Source organism: Vibrio sp. Vb0304 (genome assembly GCF_033338995.1).
Lineage (GTDB): Bacteria > Pseudomonadota > Gammaproteobacteria > Enterobacterales > Vibrionaceae > Vibrio > Vibrio alginolyticus.
The window spans coordinates 33621-49085 of record NZ_JAWOTT010000003.1; the positions used below are offsets into that span (position 1 = coordinate 33621).

At 44.5% G+C, this 15465-nt stretch carries 13 protein-coding genes; 5 read left to right on the forward strand and 8 right to left on the reverse strand.

Annotation, left to right across the window (positions count from 1 at the left end):
• Nucleotides 1-54 precede the first annotated feature (54 nt).
• On the reverse strand, nucleotides 55-1425 hold the full coding sequence (locus tag R7P35_RS06980) for a sodium-dependent transporter (RefSeq protein ID WP_043884644.1): 1371 nt from the start codon (nucleotides 1423-1425) through the stop codon (nucleotides 55-57).
• Nucleotides 1426-1855: 430 nt separating this feature from the next.
• Here R7P35_RS06980 and cls point away from each other — a divergent pair, with 430 nt between their 5' ends.
• The 4 genes from cls to R7P35_RS07000 all read left to right on the forward strand — a co-directional run bounded on the left by cls (nucleotide 1856) and on the right by R7P35_RS07000 (nucleotide 6754).
• Nucleotides 1856-3310, forward strand: a complete 1455-nt coding sequence (gene cls, locus R7P35_RS06985; RefSeq protein ID WP_213904729.1) for a cardiolipin synthase — start codon at nucleotides 1856-1858, stop codon at nucleotides 3308-3310.
• A gap of 211 nt (nucleotides 3311-3521) precedes the next feature.
• The gene (locus tag R7P35_RS06990) at nucleotides 3522-4727 is read left to right on the forward strand and encodes a cystathionine beta-lyase (RefSeq protein ID WP_158173796.1); all 1206 of its coding nucleotides are present in this window, start codon (nucleotides 3522-3524) and stop codon (nucleotides 4725-4727) included.
• Nucleotides 4728-4975: 248 nt separating this feature from the next.
• A complete protein-coding gene (locus tag R7P35_RS06995) occupies nucleotides 4976-5881 on the forward strand; it encodes an esterase/lipase family protein (protein ID WP_017634669.1) in 906 nt (301 codons plus the stop codon).
• 12 nt (nucleotides 5882-5893) lie between these two features.
• On the forward strand, nucleotides 5894-6754 hold the full coding sequence (locus R7P35_RS07000; protein ID WP_213872600.1) for a lipase secretion chaperone: 861 nt from the start codon (nucleotides 5894-5896) through the stop codon (nucleotides 6752-6754).
• A 24-nt stretch (nucleotides 6755-6778) separates the two neighbouring features.
• Here the strand turns inward: R7P35_RS07000 and R7P35_RS07005 are convergent, their stop codons facing one another.
• The 7 genes from R7P35_RS07005 to pspA all read right to left on the reverse strand — a co-directional run bounded on the left by R7P35_RS07005 (nucleotide 6779) and on the right by pspA (nucleotide 14118).
• On the reverse strand, nucleotides 6779-7345 hold the full coding sequence (locus tag R7P35_RS07005; RefSeq protein ID WP_005378109.1) for a DNA-3-methyladenine glycosylase I: 567 nt from the start codon (nucleotides 7343-7345) through the stop codon (nucleotides 6779-6781).
• A 72-nt stretch (nucleotides 7346-7417) separates the two neighbouring features.
• Nucleotides 7418-10528, reverse strand: coding sequence for an efflux RND transporter permease subunit VmeI (vmeI, locus tag R7P35_RS07010; RefSeq protein ID WP_132936570.1), 3111 nt, complete (start codon nucleotides 10526-10528; stop codon nucleotides 7418-7420).
• Nucleotides 10525-11622, reverse strand: a complete 1098-nt coding sequence (locus R7P35_RS07015) for an efflux RND transporter periplasmic adaptor subunit (protein ID WP_025766865.1) — start codon at nucleotides 11620-11622, stop codon at nucleotides 10525-10527. Before R7P35_RS07015 ends, vmeI begins: the two co-directional genes overlap by 4 nt.
• A 1-nt stretch (nucleotide 11623) precedes the next feature.
• Nucleotides 11624-12655 (reverse strand): efflux RND transporter periplasmic adaptor subunit, encoded by a 1032-nt coding sequence (locus R7P35_RS07020; protein ID WP_025766866.1) that lies wholly within the window; start codon nucleotides 12653-12655, stop codon nucleotides 11624-11626.
• Between the two features lie 161 nt (nucleotides 12656-12816).
• On the reverse strand, nucleotides 12817-13206 hold the full coding sequence (gene pspC / locus R7P35_RS07025) for an envelope stress response membrane protein PspC (protein ID WP_025766867.1): 390 nt from the start codon (nucleotides 13204-13206) through the stop codon (nucleotides 12817-12819).
• On the reverse strand, nucleotides 13199-13432 hold the full coding sequence (gene pspB / locus R7P35_RS07030) for an envelope stress response membrane protein PspB (protein ID WP_005378117.1): 234 nt from the start codon (nucleotides 13430-13432) through the stop codon (nucleotides 13199-13201). Before pspB ends, pspC begins: the two co-directional genes overlap by 8 nt.
• Nucleotides 13433-13446: 14 nt before the next feature.
• Nucleotides 13447-14118 (reverse strand): phage shock protein PspA, encoded by a 672-nt coding sequence (pspA, locus tag R7P35_RS07035; protein WP_005378119.1) that lies wholly within the window; start codon nucleotides 14116-14118, stop codon nucleotides 13447-13449.
• A gap of 232 nt (nucleotides 14119-14350) precedes the next feature.
• On the opposite strand from pspA, the gene pspF reads away from it, so the two are divergent.
• Nucleotides 14351-15358, forward strand: coding sequence for a phage shock protein operon transcriptional activator (pspF, locus tag R7P35_RS07040; protein WP_017820869.1), 1008 nt, complete (start codon nucleotides 14351-14353; stop codon nucleotides 15356-15358).
• Nucleotides 15359-15465 lie beyond the last annotated feature (107 nt).

A 15465-nucleotide genomic window follows, 5' to 3' on the forward strand; every position in this document is an offset into this window, starting at 1 on the left:
GCAGTATACATAAGTTATCGGACAAAGCTATCGAGGCTTGCCCTAAGGCCTGAGCTAGAGCTTTCTAGAGAAAATACCAGCAAGACCAATGATTGCGATACCCAGCAGCATGATTTCACCTTTACCACTATCAAAGCCAGACTTAATCCCCATGAAGGCAACAATAGCAATCGCAACAGGAATCAGGTATTTAACTAGGTTGTACCACAATCCAAATAGCGGGAAGGATACTTCGCCGTCATTAGTGATCTCTTTTTCTAGCTCAGCACGGCTTAGGCGCCATCCAGCAAAGATACAAACCAACATACCACCAACCGCTAGGAAGATTTTGTCCGTTAGCAAGTCGAAGATATCAAAGGCACCGGTACCAAACAGCGTTGGTCCCATTCCACCTAACGATAGTGACGCAAAAATACATAATGCCGCCATAACTGCGCTTGCAGACAGAACTGCGTTAGAGCGCTTCATGCCTTTCTCGTCGATTAGGTAAGACACGACAACTTCCAATAGTGATACTGAAGAAGTTAATGCCGCCACCGTCAAACCGATGAAAAATAGCAACGCGAATAGCAACCCAATCACTCCGCCCATTTCAGCAAATAGCTGAGGAACGACAACGAATACAAGACCAGGGCCTGCTGCAGGCTCCATGCCAAAGGCAAACATTGCTGGGAACATAGCAACACCAGCAAGAATCGCGACACCAGTATCCATCGCTGTAACCATACCGGTTGTTTGAACTAGATTCTCTTTCTTCTTCAGGTAAGAACCGTACGTCATCATACAACCCATACCTAAGCTAAGTGAGAAGAACGCCTGTCCTAGTGCAGCAAGAACCACGTTGCTGTCGACTTTAGAAAAGTCCGGCATGAATAAGAACTCAAGGCCAGCCATTGCACCTGGCAGCATTAAGCCCTTAACAGAAACAACGATTAGGATTAAGAACAGAAGCGGCATCAGAACCTTACCGGCTTTCTCAATACCACCCGAAATCCCTTTCATCACGATCATGACGTTAAGGAACAGGTAAACACCCATCCACATTAAAGGTTGAATCGGATCTGAGATGAAACCGCCAAAACTGTCGCCAATTGCTTCTGGCGCGCTGAGTAGACCACCACCCACTTTAAAGATGTAGGCCAATGCCCAACCACCAACCACAGGGTAGAAGCCCATGATCAAAAGACCACTGAAAACTCCCATAACGCCAGTGAACGTCCAGCGTCGGTCAGTTGTTTTGAATGCACCTACGGCAGAAAGACCTGTCTTACGACCAATAGCGAACTCTGTCAGCATCACGCTAAAGCCGATAAAAATTACAAAGATAAGATAGATAGCAACGAATGCACCGCCGCCACTCTCACCTGCTGTGTAAGGGAATTTCCATATATTGCCTAAACCGACAGCGGAACCCGCTGCTGCCATTACGAAGCCTAGTTTAGACCCCCACGTATCACGTGGTGCTGCTGTATTAGTTGTAGCCACGCTTTTTCTCCAAAATTAGTTTGTTGTGTATGCATAGAGATAGGCGTCTAAAAAGTTTATGTAAAAATTATTGTACACTTATAAAATAAGCGTTCGACGCACTATATCTAGAAAGTAAAGCAGCTCCCCTTTAAAATTGGAACCCCAAAAAAGTACATTTATCGCACAAGTGTCGAGTTACGCAGGTTAAATGCTGCTTTTTTGTTCAAAAGTTAAAGAATGACCTTATTTTTCACATTAAAATAACAGAATCAGCTGTTATGAAATTCGTTCCTCATATAAGGTCAATCCCACGTCTAAATGGGAAATCTATTCCCCCAACCCACTTTTATGCTTAATATCCTAGAAGGGCATATTACTCTGAGCGTATATGGACAAGTTTTATCACTTTCTTACTTTAGCTGGCATCGGGCTATATTGGTTACTGGTCGCAGGTGTGACCATTCGTGTCGTTTTAAAGCGCCGTGCAGTGAGCGTGTCTTTAGCTTGGCTAATGATCATTTATATCCTTCCCGTTCTGGGTGTCGCATGTTATTTCCTCTTCGGTGAACTGAACTTAGGCAGAAAGCGAGCCGAACGTGCGAAAGAGATGTTTACACCATTCGAGAAGTGGTTCAGTCAGCTTAACGACTGTAACGCGCACAACCCAGAAACGATGGGAAGGCACATCTACCGAATTGATGAACTTTGTAACAACCGCCTTGGTCTTCCCGCATTGAGCGGTAATACATTGTCGCTGCAACAGTCACCTAATGAGATTTTGTATTCCATTATTGAAGACATCGAAAACGCGCAGAGCAGTATTCGAATGGTATTCTACATTTGGCATCCGGGTGGTTTGGCTGACTCTGTCGCTTCTGCGCTTATTCAAGCGGCTAAACGCGGCGTAGATGTCAAACTATTGCTCGATTCAGCAGGTAGTCCACGTTTTTTCAGAAGTCCTTGGTATCGAATGATGCAGGATGCTGGAATTGAAGTTATTCAAGCGCTAGAAGTGAAGATGTGGCGTATTTTCTTACGTCGTCTTGATCTTCGCCAACATCGCAAGATCATCGTAATTGATGATGAAATTGCTTATACAGGTTCAATGAACTTGGTTGACCCGGCTTACTTCAAGCAAAATAGTGGCGTTGGGCATTGGGTGGATATCATGGTTCGCATTACAGGACCAACGGTAAACGTATTGAGTGCCATCCACTGTTGGGATTGGGAAGTCGAAACTGGCGAACGTCATTTACCAAGACTACCTGAATGCAAGATCGATGAGAGTGAATTCCAACACCCTATTCAGGTTGTGCCTTCTGGCCCAGGTATGCCGGAATATCTGATCTATCAAGTATTAACATTGGCAATAAACCAAGCCAATCGCTCGGTACGAATCACAACACCATATTTCGTGCCCAATGCTGATTTACTCGAAACGTTAAAGATGACAGCACAACGAGGCATTAACGTTGAACTCATTATTCCCCATAAAAATGACTCTATGATGGTGCAATGGGCTTCACGCGCTTTTTATAGTGAGCTCTTGAGTGCAGGGGTCAAGATTTATGAGTTTTATGGTGGTTTGCTGCATACAAAATCTGTCGTAATTGACGACCAATTCTGTTTAGTTGGCACCGTAAACATGGATATGCGCAGCTTGTGGCTGAACTTCGAAGTGACCCTCGCCGTTGATGACGAAGAGTTCACCAAGCAAATGTCTTGGTTACAAGATAGCTATATTAAGCAATCTCACACTGTTGTATTGGAAGAATGGGAGAAAAGGAGCCTATTTTCTCGGTTCTTAGAGCGAGTGTTCTATCTCTTCAACCCACTCCTCTAATACCTCAAATACACAGGCTAAAAAACCTCCAGCGCTACATGCATCCTGCTGGAGGTTTGTTCTTTTAGCTCCCTATCTACACGATACCTCTCGACATCATTACCTGTTCATCTTGGCTGTTATTGGCTGATAGTTGACTTTTCCCTTGCATAACCTACGTCGTCCATGTTTTAAATATTCAAAACCGCAATATTTAAGACAGGGAACTTTTATGTCAGAGGGAAAAAAAACCAAACTCATTACCGCTGGCCGCGATAAAAAGTGGACAAATGGTGTTGTAAACCCACCCGTTCAACGCGCTTCAACCGTGGTATTCAATACCGTTGCAGAAAAGAACCAAGCCACCATTAATCGTGCAAACAAAACATTGTTTTATGGTCGCCGAGGCACCAACACGCACTTTGCTTTCCAAGACGCAATGGTTGAGATTGAAGGTGGAGCTGGTTGCGCGCTTTACCCTTGTGGAACGGCAGCAATTTCAAACGCCATCCTCTCTTTCGTTGAAACTGGCGATCACATTCTAATGGTGGACACTTGTTACGAACCAACTCGTGACTTTTGTAACACCATAATGAAGAAAATGGGCATCGAAACCACCTATTATGACCCAATGATCGGTGAAGGTATCCGAGACTTGATTCAGCCGAATACCAAAGTCCTTTTCTTGGAGTCTCCTGGTTCAATAACCATGGAAGTCCAAGATGTGCCTACATTAGCGCGCATTGCCCACGAGCAAGATATCATCGTGATGCTAGACAACACATGGGGAGCAGGCGTGAACTTCTCTCCTTTCGAGCATTGCGTAGACATTTCCATTCAAGCGGCAACTAAGTATATTGTTGGACATTCAGATGTCATGCTAGGTACTGCTGTGGCTTCTGAAAAGTATTGGGATCAGCTTCGTGAACAAAGCTACCTGATGGGTCAGTGCGTTTCTCCTGACGACGCATACCTAGGTCTTCGAGGTATTCGCACGTTGGATGTTCGCCTAAGACAGCACGCAGAAAGCAGTTTAAAAGTCGCTCAGTGGCTCGCTTCTCGCCCAGAAGTTGATCATGTCCGCCATCCCGCTTTAGAAACAAATCCTGGCCATGAGTTTTTCAAACGAGACTTCACAGGTGGAAACGGCTTGTTTTCATTTGTTCTCAAAACGTCTTATCCAAAAGCGACGACGGCTCTGCTTGATGGTATGAAACACTTCAGTATGGGTTACTCTTGGGGCGGTTATGAAAGCCTCATTCTAGCTAACGAACCTAAGAGCTTTAACAGCCTGAGAACCGTAGCTCACCCACACTTTGAAGGTACTTTGGTTCGTATTCATATTGGCTTAGAAGACGTAAATGACTTGATCGCTGATTTAGAGGCTGGTTTTGCGCGTTATAATGCCTTAATGCTTGAAAAAGAAGTCTCCCTATAACAATGATTGAATCGCCCTGCATTGCGGGGCGTTTTTATAACCCCCTGACTTAATTAGAATTAACTAACATTCACCAGAACTATTAATTAATGTTAATCATTTGTGTTGTTTTTCAATTAAGCAGTCACAGAATGAAATAATGTGCCACAAATAGGCTTTCCAAATTTAGAGTTTCTCTCCTACTTTTTATCATTCATAAGAGGTCATACCACAAGGAGATAGTTTTGAAACTCAAATTTATAGCGCTAATGCTTTTTACCTTAATTACCGTCCCAATAACCTCCGTACACGCCGCAACGGGTTATACCCAAACCAAGTATCCGATTGTTCTGGTTCATGGATTATTTGGTTTTGATACCCTCGCAGGCGTAGATTACTTTTTCGGAATACCACATTCCTTAACGAAAGACGGCGCTAAAGTTTATGTAGCACAGGTATCCGCGACCAATAGCAGCGAAGTTCGAGGGGAGCAACTGCTTGCTCAAGTCGAAACCTTACTTGCAGCAACAGGCGCAGAGAAAGTCAATCTCATTGGTCACAGTCATGGTGGTCCAACAACGCGCTATGTTGCCTCTGTCCGTCCTGACCTAGTCGCATCAGTTACGAGTATAGGAGGCGTTAATAAAGGGTCTAAAGTGGCAGATTTAGTTCGTGGCACCGTATCTGAGGGTTCGGGTAGTGAGCAGCTCGCGGTAAAACTGGCGCAAGGCTTAACTACTCTTATTAATCTTCTATCAGGTGGTTCTGATCTCGACCAAGACCCTTTAGCCTCACTAGCAGCATTAACCACGGAAGGATCATTAGCGTTTAACCAACACTACCCGGAGGGAGTCCCTACCAGTGAATGTGGTAATGGTGACTTGCTGGCTTCAAATGGCGTTTATTACTACTCATGGACCGGATCATCCACTTTTACAAACGTTTTCGATCCGACCGACGCTGCCATGATGGTACTTGGCTTAGCCTTTGATGGGCCAAATGATGGCTTAGTTGGTGCGTGCAGCACACATTTGGGCAAAGTCATACGTGATGATTATCAAATGAACCATTTGGATGAAATTAACGGTCTACTCGGTATTCATCATCTTTTTGAAACCGATCCAGTCACGCTTTATCGCCAACATGCAAATCGTCTCAAACTTCAAGGTTTATAAGAGGTCATCACAATGAAGAAAGTCGCTCTCACCACTTTTATCCTGCTCTCGATATTTGGCGTGGGAGCGCTTTCTCTGTTGCAAAGCGACAAACAACAAGAGATAACCTCTAACCATTCGCAATCTCAGCAAGATATAGCCACCGATGTCTCTTCTCCAAAAGATTTCTTCGAATATTCTCTTAGCCGGCTGGGCGAAGAAGATCTCGATACGATCAAAGCGGAAGTCAATGATGACACTTTAGCAAAGCAAACTCTGAATATTGATGCCAAACTTTTTCAAACCTACCTTTCCTACAAGCAAGCACTCTCTGCATTAGAGCCTTTTGAGCACAATCACCTAACGCTTGAACAGTTAACCATGCTGAATGAAGCAATACTGAACTTACAGCTTCAATACTTTAGCGAGGCGCAGATAACCCTATTGTTTGACGAAGAAAACCGACTTCGCCAACTTGCTTTAGAAAAGCTGACGATTAAAACACAGGCATCGGATATCGAGAGTCAAACACACCTTCTTAATCAAGCGTTATCAGAACAACCGGATTACATACGAGAAAGTGAACGCAATAACGCATTAGCAAAGCAGCTCGAGCAAGCTTCTCAGCTTGGTTCACAAGACAAGTACATCGCCCGTGTTGCTCTGGTAGGAGATGCCGGAGCGCAGAGGCTGCAAAAGCTTGATGAGAAAAGAGCATCATTTGAGACTCAACTCGCCACTTACTTAAAGCAGCGTCAAAATATTCTGAATAGAGATTTTCTAGGGCAAGACGAAAAACAGGCAGAAATCATTGCTTTAAGAAAACAAAGCTTCGATGCCACTCAATGGCGTCGAATCGAAGCTTTGGAACGTATTCATGATAGCCAGAACTAACAACATTAGCTTAATAGCCAAACGTTACTTATTCTGCTTTTTAGGACATCCAACGATATGGTCATCCACCATGCCGACGGCTTGCATGAAAGCATAACAGATGGTTTCACCGACAAACTTGAAGCCTTTCTTTTTTAGGAATTTACTCATGGCTTTGGATTGCTCTGTCGAAGCTGGTACGTCACTCATATGTTGCCATTGATTGACGATTGGTTCGCCATCCACGAACTGCCACAACGCGTCTGATAAACTCCCGTATTCAGCAATTAACGCTTTGGCCGCTTTGGCATTACTGAATACCGAGTTAATCTTTCCGCGATGTCTCACAACATCGAAGTTTTCCACGATGTATTCAGCGCGTTCTTCATTTCTTTGTTCCAACGCATCTAGATCGTAATTCTCGAACGCTTCTCTGTAACCTTCGCGCTTTTTAAGGATGGTGATCCAACTAAGGCCAGCTTGCGCACCTTCCAACGTAATAAATTCAAACAGGACTTGGTCGTCATATACTGGCACGCCCCATTCGGAATCATGATATTCGCGCTCTAATGGGTGATTCATCGCCCACGCACACGTTTTTTGTTCTGTCATTATTCTTCCTTAAAAAGCGCCTCTAACTGATGAGCTAGAGGCGCGATATTTTTCATCGTTATATCAGTAGCACTAAGCCTGTTTCGGTACTGCCACTTTATGGAACAAACGATACAACACTGGCACGACAATCAGTGTCAGGACTGTCGCAAAACCCAAACCAAACATAATCGTAACCGCCATTGGTTTGAAGAAAATATCTGGCAACAGTGGGATCATACCAAGGATCGTCGTGATAGCAGCCATACAAACGGGACGGACGCGACTTACCGCAGCATCAACGACCGCGTCATAAGCCTCTTTACCGGACTTCATTTCAATTTCAATTTGGTCCAGTAATACGATGCCATTTTTGAGCACCATTCCCGATAAGCTTAAGAAGCCGAGCAATGCCATAAAACCAAACGGCGTGTTGAGTGCCAACAAACCAGTGGTGACGCCAATTAACGCCAGCGGCACGGTAAGCCAAACAATGAGTGGCTCTTTGATAGAGTTAAATAGGAATACAGTGATCAAGAACATGAACAAGTACCCCATTGGCATGGTAGTAAACAGCGACTCTTGAGCATCACCAGAAGATTCGTATTCACCACCCCACTCTAGTGAATAGCCAGGAGGCATTTGAATCGCTTCGATTTGGGGCTGTAAACGTTTTTGCAACGTCGATGCGGTTTCTTCACCTAGAATATCAGGGTCTGCCATCACAGTGAGCATACGCTTACGGTTCTTACGTACGATGATAGGATCCTCCCAACGCATGTCGTAACCCATTGTGACTTGTTGAAGTGGGATAAACTCACTCTGTGCTGGACTCCATATTTTCATGCCTTCGATGTTACGAATATCAATGCGCTCATCTTCTGGTAAACGAGCCACGATAGGCATGAGCGTCGTGCCGTCTCGGTAAAGGCCTATCGTCATTCCAGAGAATGACATGGACAAGAAGTCATCGACATCTGATTTTGTAATGCCATAGCGACGTGCCTGACTCTCGTTAAACTGAGGTTCAAGAACTTGGGTTCGTTCACGCCAATCATGCCTGATATTTGTTGCCTGAGGGTCGGCGTACATGATGTCCTTGACCTGAGCGGCTATCGTGCGAAGGACGGTTGGATCTGAGCCAATAATGCGAGCTTCAATTTTTGCACCACCACCAGGGCCTAACTCAATCTGTTTGAGCTTGTAATTGATTTCTGGGTAGTTGGCTTTTAAATACTCTCGAAACTTCGCCATTAATGGTTTTAACGCTTCGTAATTTTCCATACGAGTGGTTATCTCACCATAAGCCGCATAACTTTTCTCTGGCGCGTACGTTAACATGAAGCGCTGTAAGCCTTTACCCGCGGTCGTCGTGATATGGTCAACATGCTCTTGCTTAGCTAACCAACTTTCTAACTCTTTAAGCGTTGTGTTAGTTGCTCGAATATCAGTTCCTTCTGGCATCCATACATCTAACTGAAAAATCGGCGTTGTCGAAGATGGGAAAAACGCTTGCTTCACAAAGGTGAACCCGTAAACACTTGCCGCTAATCCCGCAATCAGCACCACAACGGTAAACCAAGCACGACGCATACAAAACTGAAGAAACTTTTTATAAATAACGAAAATAACCCCGTTATATGGATCATTTTCTTCCCCTTCACCTTGTTTAATCTTCTGGCCTTTAAAGAAGATGTCAGCAAAGAATGGTGTCAACGAGATAGCGGTAAACCAGCTCAACATTAAAGAGATCAGCAGAACCGTAAATAAAGTGCCACAGTATTCGCCCGTCGAGTCTTCAGACAGTCCAATTGGCGCAAATGCAGTTACCGCAATCACTGTTGCCCCAAGTAATGGCCACTTTGTTTGGGTAACAATGTCGGTCGCTGCTTGGAGTCGAGTTCGCCCTTTTTGAGTACCAATCAAAATCCCCTCAACCACGACGATTGCATTGTCCACCAGCATACCCAACGCGATAACCAAGGCACCTAATGAAATCCGCTGTAAATCTATCGCGAGATACTTCATGAAAATGAACGTACCCAACACCGTCAGCAGTAAAATTAAACCGATAAGCAGACCTGAACGTAGCCCCATAAAGAACAGAAGTACGATAATGACGATACCGACAGCTTGAGCCAAGCTGACAACAAAACCGCTAACCGATTTATCCACCTCTTTAGGCTGACTGTAAATTTCCGAGATTTCGATACCGACAGGTTGTTGATACTTTAGCTCGGCAAGGCGATGATCAAACGCTTTTCCGACTTCAACCACATTGACGCCTTCAGCAAAAGAAACACCCACGTTCAGTGCAAGGCTGCCGTTAAAATTAATAACATTACTCGGTACTTCTACATACCCGCGTTTTATTTCCGCCACATCTTTCAAGAAAATGAGCCCCTGAGCGCCCGACTCAGTAATTAACAAATCACCCAGCTCCTCCACACTCTGGAACTCGCCAGTCGGCTGAATTCTGATGTACTCGTCACCAATTCTGATCGCTCCTGCGTCAGAAACCACGTTTTGCGTCGAAAGAAGATTAAACACGGTATCCGGAGCAAGACCTATACTGCTCAGCTTTTTCATCGATACTTCGATGAAAACTTGTTCTTGTTGTTGCCCGGATACCGAAACTTTACTCACGCCATCAACCAGTTCGAGCTCTCGGCGTAAGTAATCGACGTAATCCAGTAGCTCTTTATAGCTATAACCGTCGCCAGTCACCGCTAACAAAATCCCGTAAACATCACCAAAATCATCGATCACTTGAGGTTCATTCACACCTGGAGGCAACGTCCCTTTAAGGTCGTTCACTTTACGGCGCAACTCATCCCAAATTTGTGGTAGATCATCAGGGCCATAATTGTTCTTCATCGTGACCGTGATTTGAGATAATCCCCGGCTAGAAATCGAATTTACTTCATCAACATAAGTAAGCTGCTGAATCGCTTTTTCGATTGGGTACGTCACTTCTTCTTCGACTTGTTGCGGTGTCGCACCAGGGTAAGAGGTCACTACCATCGCATCTTTAATAGTAAAAGCAGGGTCCTCAAGACGCCCTAAACCAAAGAATGCGGCGATACCACCAATCAAAAATATCAGTGCGACCATCCAACTGATGACGCGATTTCGGATGAAGTACGCAGCAATACCGGTCACATCATCATCACTTTGAGGCACTGATTTATTAAGATCGCTCATAGACCGACCTCCTGCGTAGCCATTTCCTGTATCACTTCCACTTTCATGCCATCCCTTAATCGAGAAACACCGGCAATCACGACTTTGTCTTTGAGCATGAGACCATCAAGGATTTGAATGGACGTTTTAGATGCCTTACCTGCTCGCACCTGTTTGCGCGATACCGTATTGTCGTCATTCAGTACCCAAACAAATTTGTTTTCGCGCCCCAGCTCGTCACCATCCGCATTAAAAATGGCTTCGATAGGAACATTAATTCCTAGGTTGAGATCAAGCCCAACATTCTCGTCTTTAGAAGTTACCTCAACAGCCATACCATCTAGGATGTACTCTTCTTCCGGCATAGGAAGCGACAGTGTGACAGTAAACGTACCTGTTGTTGGATCGGGCTCAGTCGTAAATTCTTTTACCGTCGCGTTATATTCGTTACCACTGGGCACGCGCACTAATGCTTTGATCGCGGTAAGCCTTTCTTCCGTTGGCGGTTGGTTCACATAGAGGCGGTCAGGAAGCTGAATCAACACTTCGACTCGCTCCAAGCTGTGAATATTAACGATATGCTGTCCGACTTGAACATTTTCGAATTGGTCGATATTAACTCGCGAAATAATCCCATCCACGGGCGCTTTTAAGGCAGTAAATGATAGACGAAGTTTGGCTAACTGAAGCTCAGCTAAGGCGATTTGTCGTTGTGCTGCAATTTCATCAAACTGAGACTTAGCTAATAGGCCTTTATCAACCAAAGGGCGTGAGCGGCGATACTGACTGTCGACAACAGAAAAACGCGCACTCGCATTATCTACATCCAACTCATAGTCAGTGGGATCTAGCGTTGCAATAACATCACCCTTCGTGACTTTGTCGCCCTCTTTTACCATGATGCGGCTGACTTCTCCTGCGACTCTGAAGCTCAAATGAGAGCGATCCGCTGCATTCGCAACCGCAGGGAAGTACAAGTTGTCGTCCACCTTGTTTCCCGCTAATGACGTAACCCTAACTCGTGGCGTTTCGAGCTCTTTTTCTGGCGCCTTATCCCCACAGCCGACGAGAAAAAGCGTTGAAAGTATAGTCGCTAGAGAGATGATTCCTTTCATATTACAGCCCTCTTTCCTTAATCCACGCTCTTACCTTAATTCCGGGTTCAATTACACTGACACCCGAGATAATGATTTGGTCGCCATCGCTAAGCCCGGCTAACACTTGATTTTTGTCATTCATCTCAATTGCGGCTTTGGACACAATGCCTTGCTCATCGACACGCCAAACGTATGTTTTGCCGTTCTCTTCTAGCAACGCGGAGTTAGGAATCTTTGTCGCTCCTGCACTTTTGGACAGGAGGTAAGCATTGCCAGACATTCCCGGCAAAAGGCCTATTTCTGCTGGTCGCTCCATGACCATCGTGACTTTGTAACTGCCCGTTTTAGGATCGGCCTCTGTATCGATTTCCTGAAAGGTTAAGTCAAAGGCTTGCTCGGGGAACGCATCAAATATCATTCTGGCAGAGACATCGCTCCCCTGCGTGTAACGATTTAGAAGATAGTCTGGGATTTGGAATATCACTTTGAGGAGTTGGTTGGACTGAATATTCATCACCCCTTCTTTCGCGGCAACATATTCATGGTTTTCTGCTGGAATGTACGAAATGGTGCCATCATATGGCGCGACAAGTTTGGTATACCTTAAGTTTGCCTTTGCTTGATTCCATTGAGCTTTTGCCGAGTTGTGATTCGCTTTTGCCTCATCAAAATCTTGCTCAGATACTACTTGGTCTTTACGTAGCTTTTGGTATCGCTTGTATTGCACATCTGCGAGCAAAAAATTTGCCCGAGCTTGCTGTTCGAGCAGAGAATATTCATCTGGTTTTAATGACGCCAAAACATCACCTTTACTAACGACTTGACCTTCATTCACTTCTATCGTTTGAAGAAGCCCAGGAACTCGAAATGTCAGTACTGCTCTATCGCCAGCTTCCGTCGTGGCAGGAAAATGTCGCTCAAACTGGGCATTGCCAACAGATACTGTAAATAGCTTAGCAGGGCGTGATTCAGGTTCAGGAACAGGAGGAAGTTCTTTACCGCACCCCGACAAGACAGCCGAGATGGCAATAGGAATGAGCAATTTTCTCATTACATTCATCCATAAAAATTGGGGGATTATTTTTAAAGTAGATGAATTTTGAACGAACTTCCAGAGCAGAAAAGATTAATAGTGCTTTAAAATTAGTAATTTGTGATAAAAAAGCAGGCTTTATGCCTGCTTCAGTTAAATCTTCTTTGGATACAAAATGCCTAGAGCTTACTGAATTCTCTGTTCACCCTATATGTATCAGACGTAACATAAGCTTCCATGTTACGAATTTTGCCATCAAGACGGTCAAAATCCCTTTCCAACACACTGAGCAGTTGATCAGGGCTTTGCCCTTTCTGCCAAGGCTTACTTTTGAGCGTATGCTCTTGCTGCGCTCTGATATTTTCAGAATACGTTACTGGTTGCTTTTCTAACATAAACGCCATCGCGATGTACGCTAACAATACCAAAAACGTACCACCTAACAGCGCTGCAGAAATCACTACAATACGAATCAACCAAACTTCTGCACCAAAGTAGTTGGCAATTCCGGCGCAAACACCGGAGATTTTGCCATTTACTGGATCACGATACAGTTCTCGATTATTCATACTTTCGTCTCCATGTTGGTGACTCAGCATCCAAGATGCGCTCCAATGTATCAACTCGGGACTGCATCGCTTCCGCTTTTTCAGATAGTACCTGAAGGCGCTCTAAATCTTGGCTCGACAGTGCACTATCTGTTTTGCGTTTGCTGCGATAGTGTAAGAAGAGCCATAGTGGAGCGACAAAGATTAAAAAGACAATCACTGGTCCTGCTATAAAAAATGCCGACATAAATGGCTCCTTTCTTATTTATCTTTCGATGACATCTGTTCTTTCAGTTTTGCCAACTCTTTTTCAATTTCGTCTTGTGCCTGCAACTCTGCAAACTCTTGTTCTAGCGATTTAGCATTACCAGTTTGAGCATATAGGTCTGCTTCCGCTTCCATTTCATCCACTTTACGTGAGTACTGCTCAAATTTCGCCATCGCTTCATTAGTACGGCTAGTGTGCAGGTGTTTTTGTACATCACGACGGTTAGATGCAGTTTGGTTACGAATTGCTAGTGCTTGCTGTTTTGCGCGCGTTTCAGCAATTTTGCTTTCCAACTTACCAATCTCGCCAGTAAGCTTATCGATCGTTTCTTCCACTAAGGTTTGCTCAGTGTGGAGGCCTTTAATTACTTGCTCTAGCTTTTGCTTTTCAATTAATGCTGCACGAGCTAGATCTTCGCGCTCTTTAACTAATGCTAAGCTCGCTTTTTGACCCCATTCGCCAATTTGCTCTTCTAACGTTTCAACCTTACGAGCCAACTCTTTCTTGTCTGCAATCGCTTTAGCCGAGTTAGTACGCACTTCAACAAGTGTGTCTTCCATTTCTTGAATGATAAGACGGATCATTTTTTCAGGATCTTCCGCCTTGTCCAGTAATGCACTGATGTTTGAGTTAACGATATCTGCAAATCGAGAAAAAATACCCATAACGGAACTCCTCTTTTTTCCTATTAAAACTCGACAAGGTGGTGATTAACCTTGTGTCTCCCTGAATATATAACAAGTAACGTGCCAACTTATAATTTTCTTTTAAATCAGAGCGTTATTCATTTTGTTGTCGTTACACACTATTGTGCTATGATGTTTTTCACCAACTGTTGGTGAAATTTACCAACTCTATCTCTAAATCATGGCTCGGCTGTTAAATAAGAAGGACTTTATGAAGCAAAACCTGATTGGTGAATCACCTGCTTTTCTCGCTGTACTAGATAAAGTATCACAACTTGCACCCATTGAGCGCCCTGTCCTCATCATTGGTGAACGAGGTACGGGTAAAGAACTCATCGCTCAGCGTTTGCATTATTTATCAAGACGTTGGGATAAACCACTACTATCACTCAACTGTGCGACATTAAGCGAAGGGCTAATAGATTCCGAATTGTTTGGACATGAATCCGGCTCCTTCACGGGCTCTAAAGGTAAGCATAAAGGGCGTTTCGAGCGTGCCGAGGGCGGTACTTTGTTTCTTGACGAACTGGCAACCGCACCACTTTTAGTTCAAGAAAAGCTATTACGTGTCATTGAATATGGTGAATATGAGCGAGTTGGCGGTCATACCGCTCTCAATGCGGATGTTCGACTTGTTTGTGCAACCAATGCCGACCTACCAAAATTAGCAGAGCAAGGTGATTTTCGTGCAGATCTGCTCGACAGGCTAGCCTTCGATGTCATTATGTTACCGCCTCTTCGCGAGCGCAAAGAAGACATTCTCTCTTTAGCAGAGCACTACGCGATGAAAATGTGTCGTGAACTGCAACTGGAATACTTTGTCGGTTTTACCCCAAAAGCGCAGCAGTCGCTTATTGAATATGAATGGCCCGGTAACGTCCGCGAACTAAAAAACGTGATTGAACGTGCGATTTACCAACATGGTCTGAATGCTCACCCAATTGATGAACTGGTTTTCAATCCTTTTGAAACGGTTTGGCACAGCGCGCTTGGCCATAGTGCAAAACAAGCAGAGCAACAAGAAGAGGAAGCATCAAGCAACACCATCCAATTCCCTCTAGACTATAAACAATGGCAAGAGGAACAAGATATCCATTTACTCAATCGTGCATTGGAAGAAGCCAAGTTTAATCAACGACAAGCAGCCGAGCTACTTGGCTTGAGCTATCACCAATTACGAGGGATGGTTAGAAAATATGGTTTGGTCGGACAAAGCTAACTTGACCGAGAGTACTCAATCAATACACGAGCTCGTGACTGCGCTCTAATTCGCATGCATTTATGGCATAACACCTTACAGTGTATGGATTTTATGTTTGGAGCGAG

Excerpts from the sequence above, each read along its gene's own strand:
- R7P35_RS07000 (WP_213872600.1), top strand. The coding sequence starts at position 5,894 with ATGAAGAAAGTCGCTCTCACCACTTTTATCCTGCTCTCGATATTTGGC.
- R7P35_RS06995 (WP_017634669.1), top strand. The coding sequence starts at position 4,976 with ATGCTTTTTACCTTAATTACCGTCCCAATAACCTCCGTACACGCCGCA.
- R7P35_RS06980 (WP_043884644.1), bottom strand. The coding sequence starts at position 1,425 with ATGGCAGCAGCGGGTTCCGCTGTCGGTTTAGGCAATATATGGAAATTC.
- R7P35_RS07015 (WP_025766865.1), bottom strand. The coding sequence starts at position 11,622 with ATGAAAGGAATCATCTCTCTAGCGACTATACTTTCAACGCTTTTTCTC.
- R7P35_RS07005 (WP_005378109.1), bottom strand. The coding sequence starts at position 7,345 with ATGACAGAACAAAAAACGTGTGCGTGGGCGATGAATCACCCATTAGAG.
- pspB (WP_005378117.1), bottom strand. The coding sequence starts at position 13,432 with ATGTCGGCATTTTTTATAGCAGGACCAGTGATTGTCTTTTTAATCTTT.
- vmeI (WP_132936570.1), bottom strand. The coding sequence starts at position 10,528 with ATGAGCGATCTTAATAAATCAGTGCCTCAAAGTGATGATGATGTGACC.
- R7P35_RS06990 (WP_158173796.1), top strand. The coding sequence starts at position 3,522 with ATGTCAGAGGGAAAAAAAACCAAACTCATTACCGCTGGCCGCGATAAA.
- pspF (WP_017820869.1), top strand. The coding sequence starts at position 14,351 with ATGAAGCAAAACCTGATTGGTGAATCACCTGCTTTTCTCGCTGTACTA.
- cls (WP_213904729.1), top strand. The coding sequence starts at position 1,856 with ATGGACAAGTTTTATCACTTTCTTACTTTAGCTGGCATCGGGCTATAT.
- pspA (WP_005378119.1), bottom strand. The coding sequence starts at position 14,118 with ATGGGTATTTTTTCTCGATTTGCAGATATCGTTAACTCAAACATCAGT.
- R7P35_RS07020 (WP_025766866.1), bottom strand. The coding sequence starts at position 12,655 with ATGAGAAAATTGCTCATTCCTATTGCCATCTCGGCTGTCTTGTCGGGG.
- pspC (WP_025766867.1), bottom strand. The coding sequence starts at position 13,206 with ATGAATAATCGAGAACTGTATCGTGATCCAGTAAATGGCAAAATCTCC.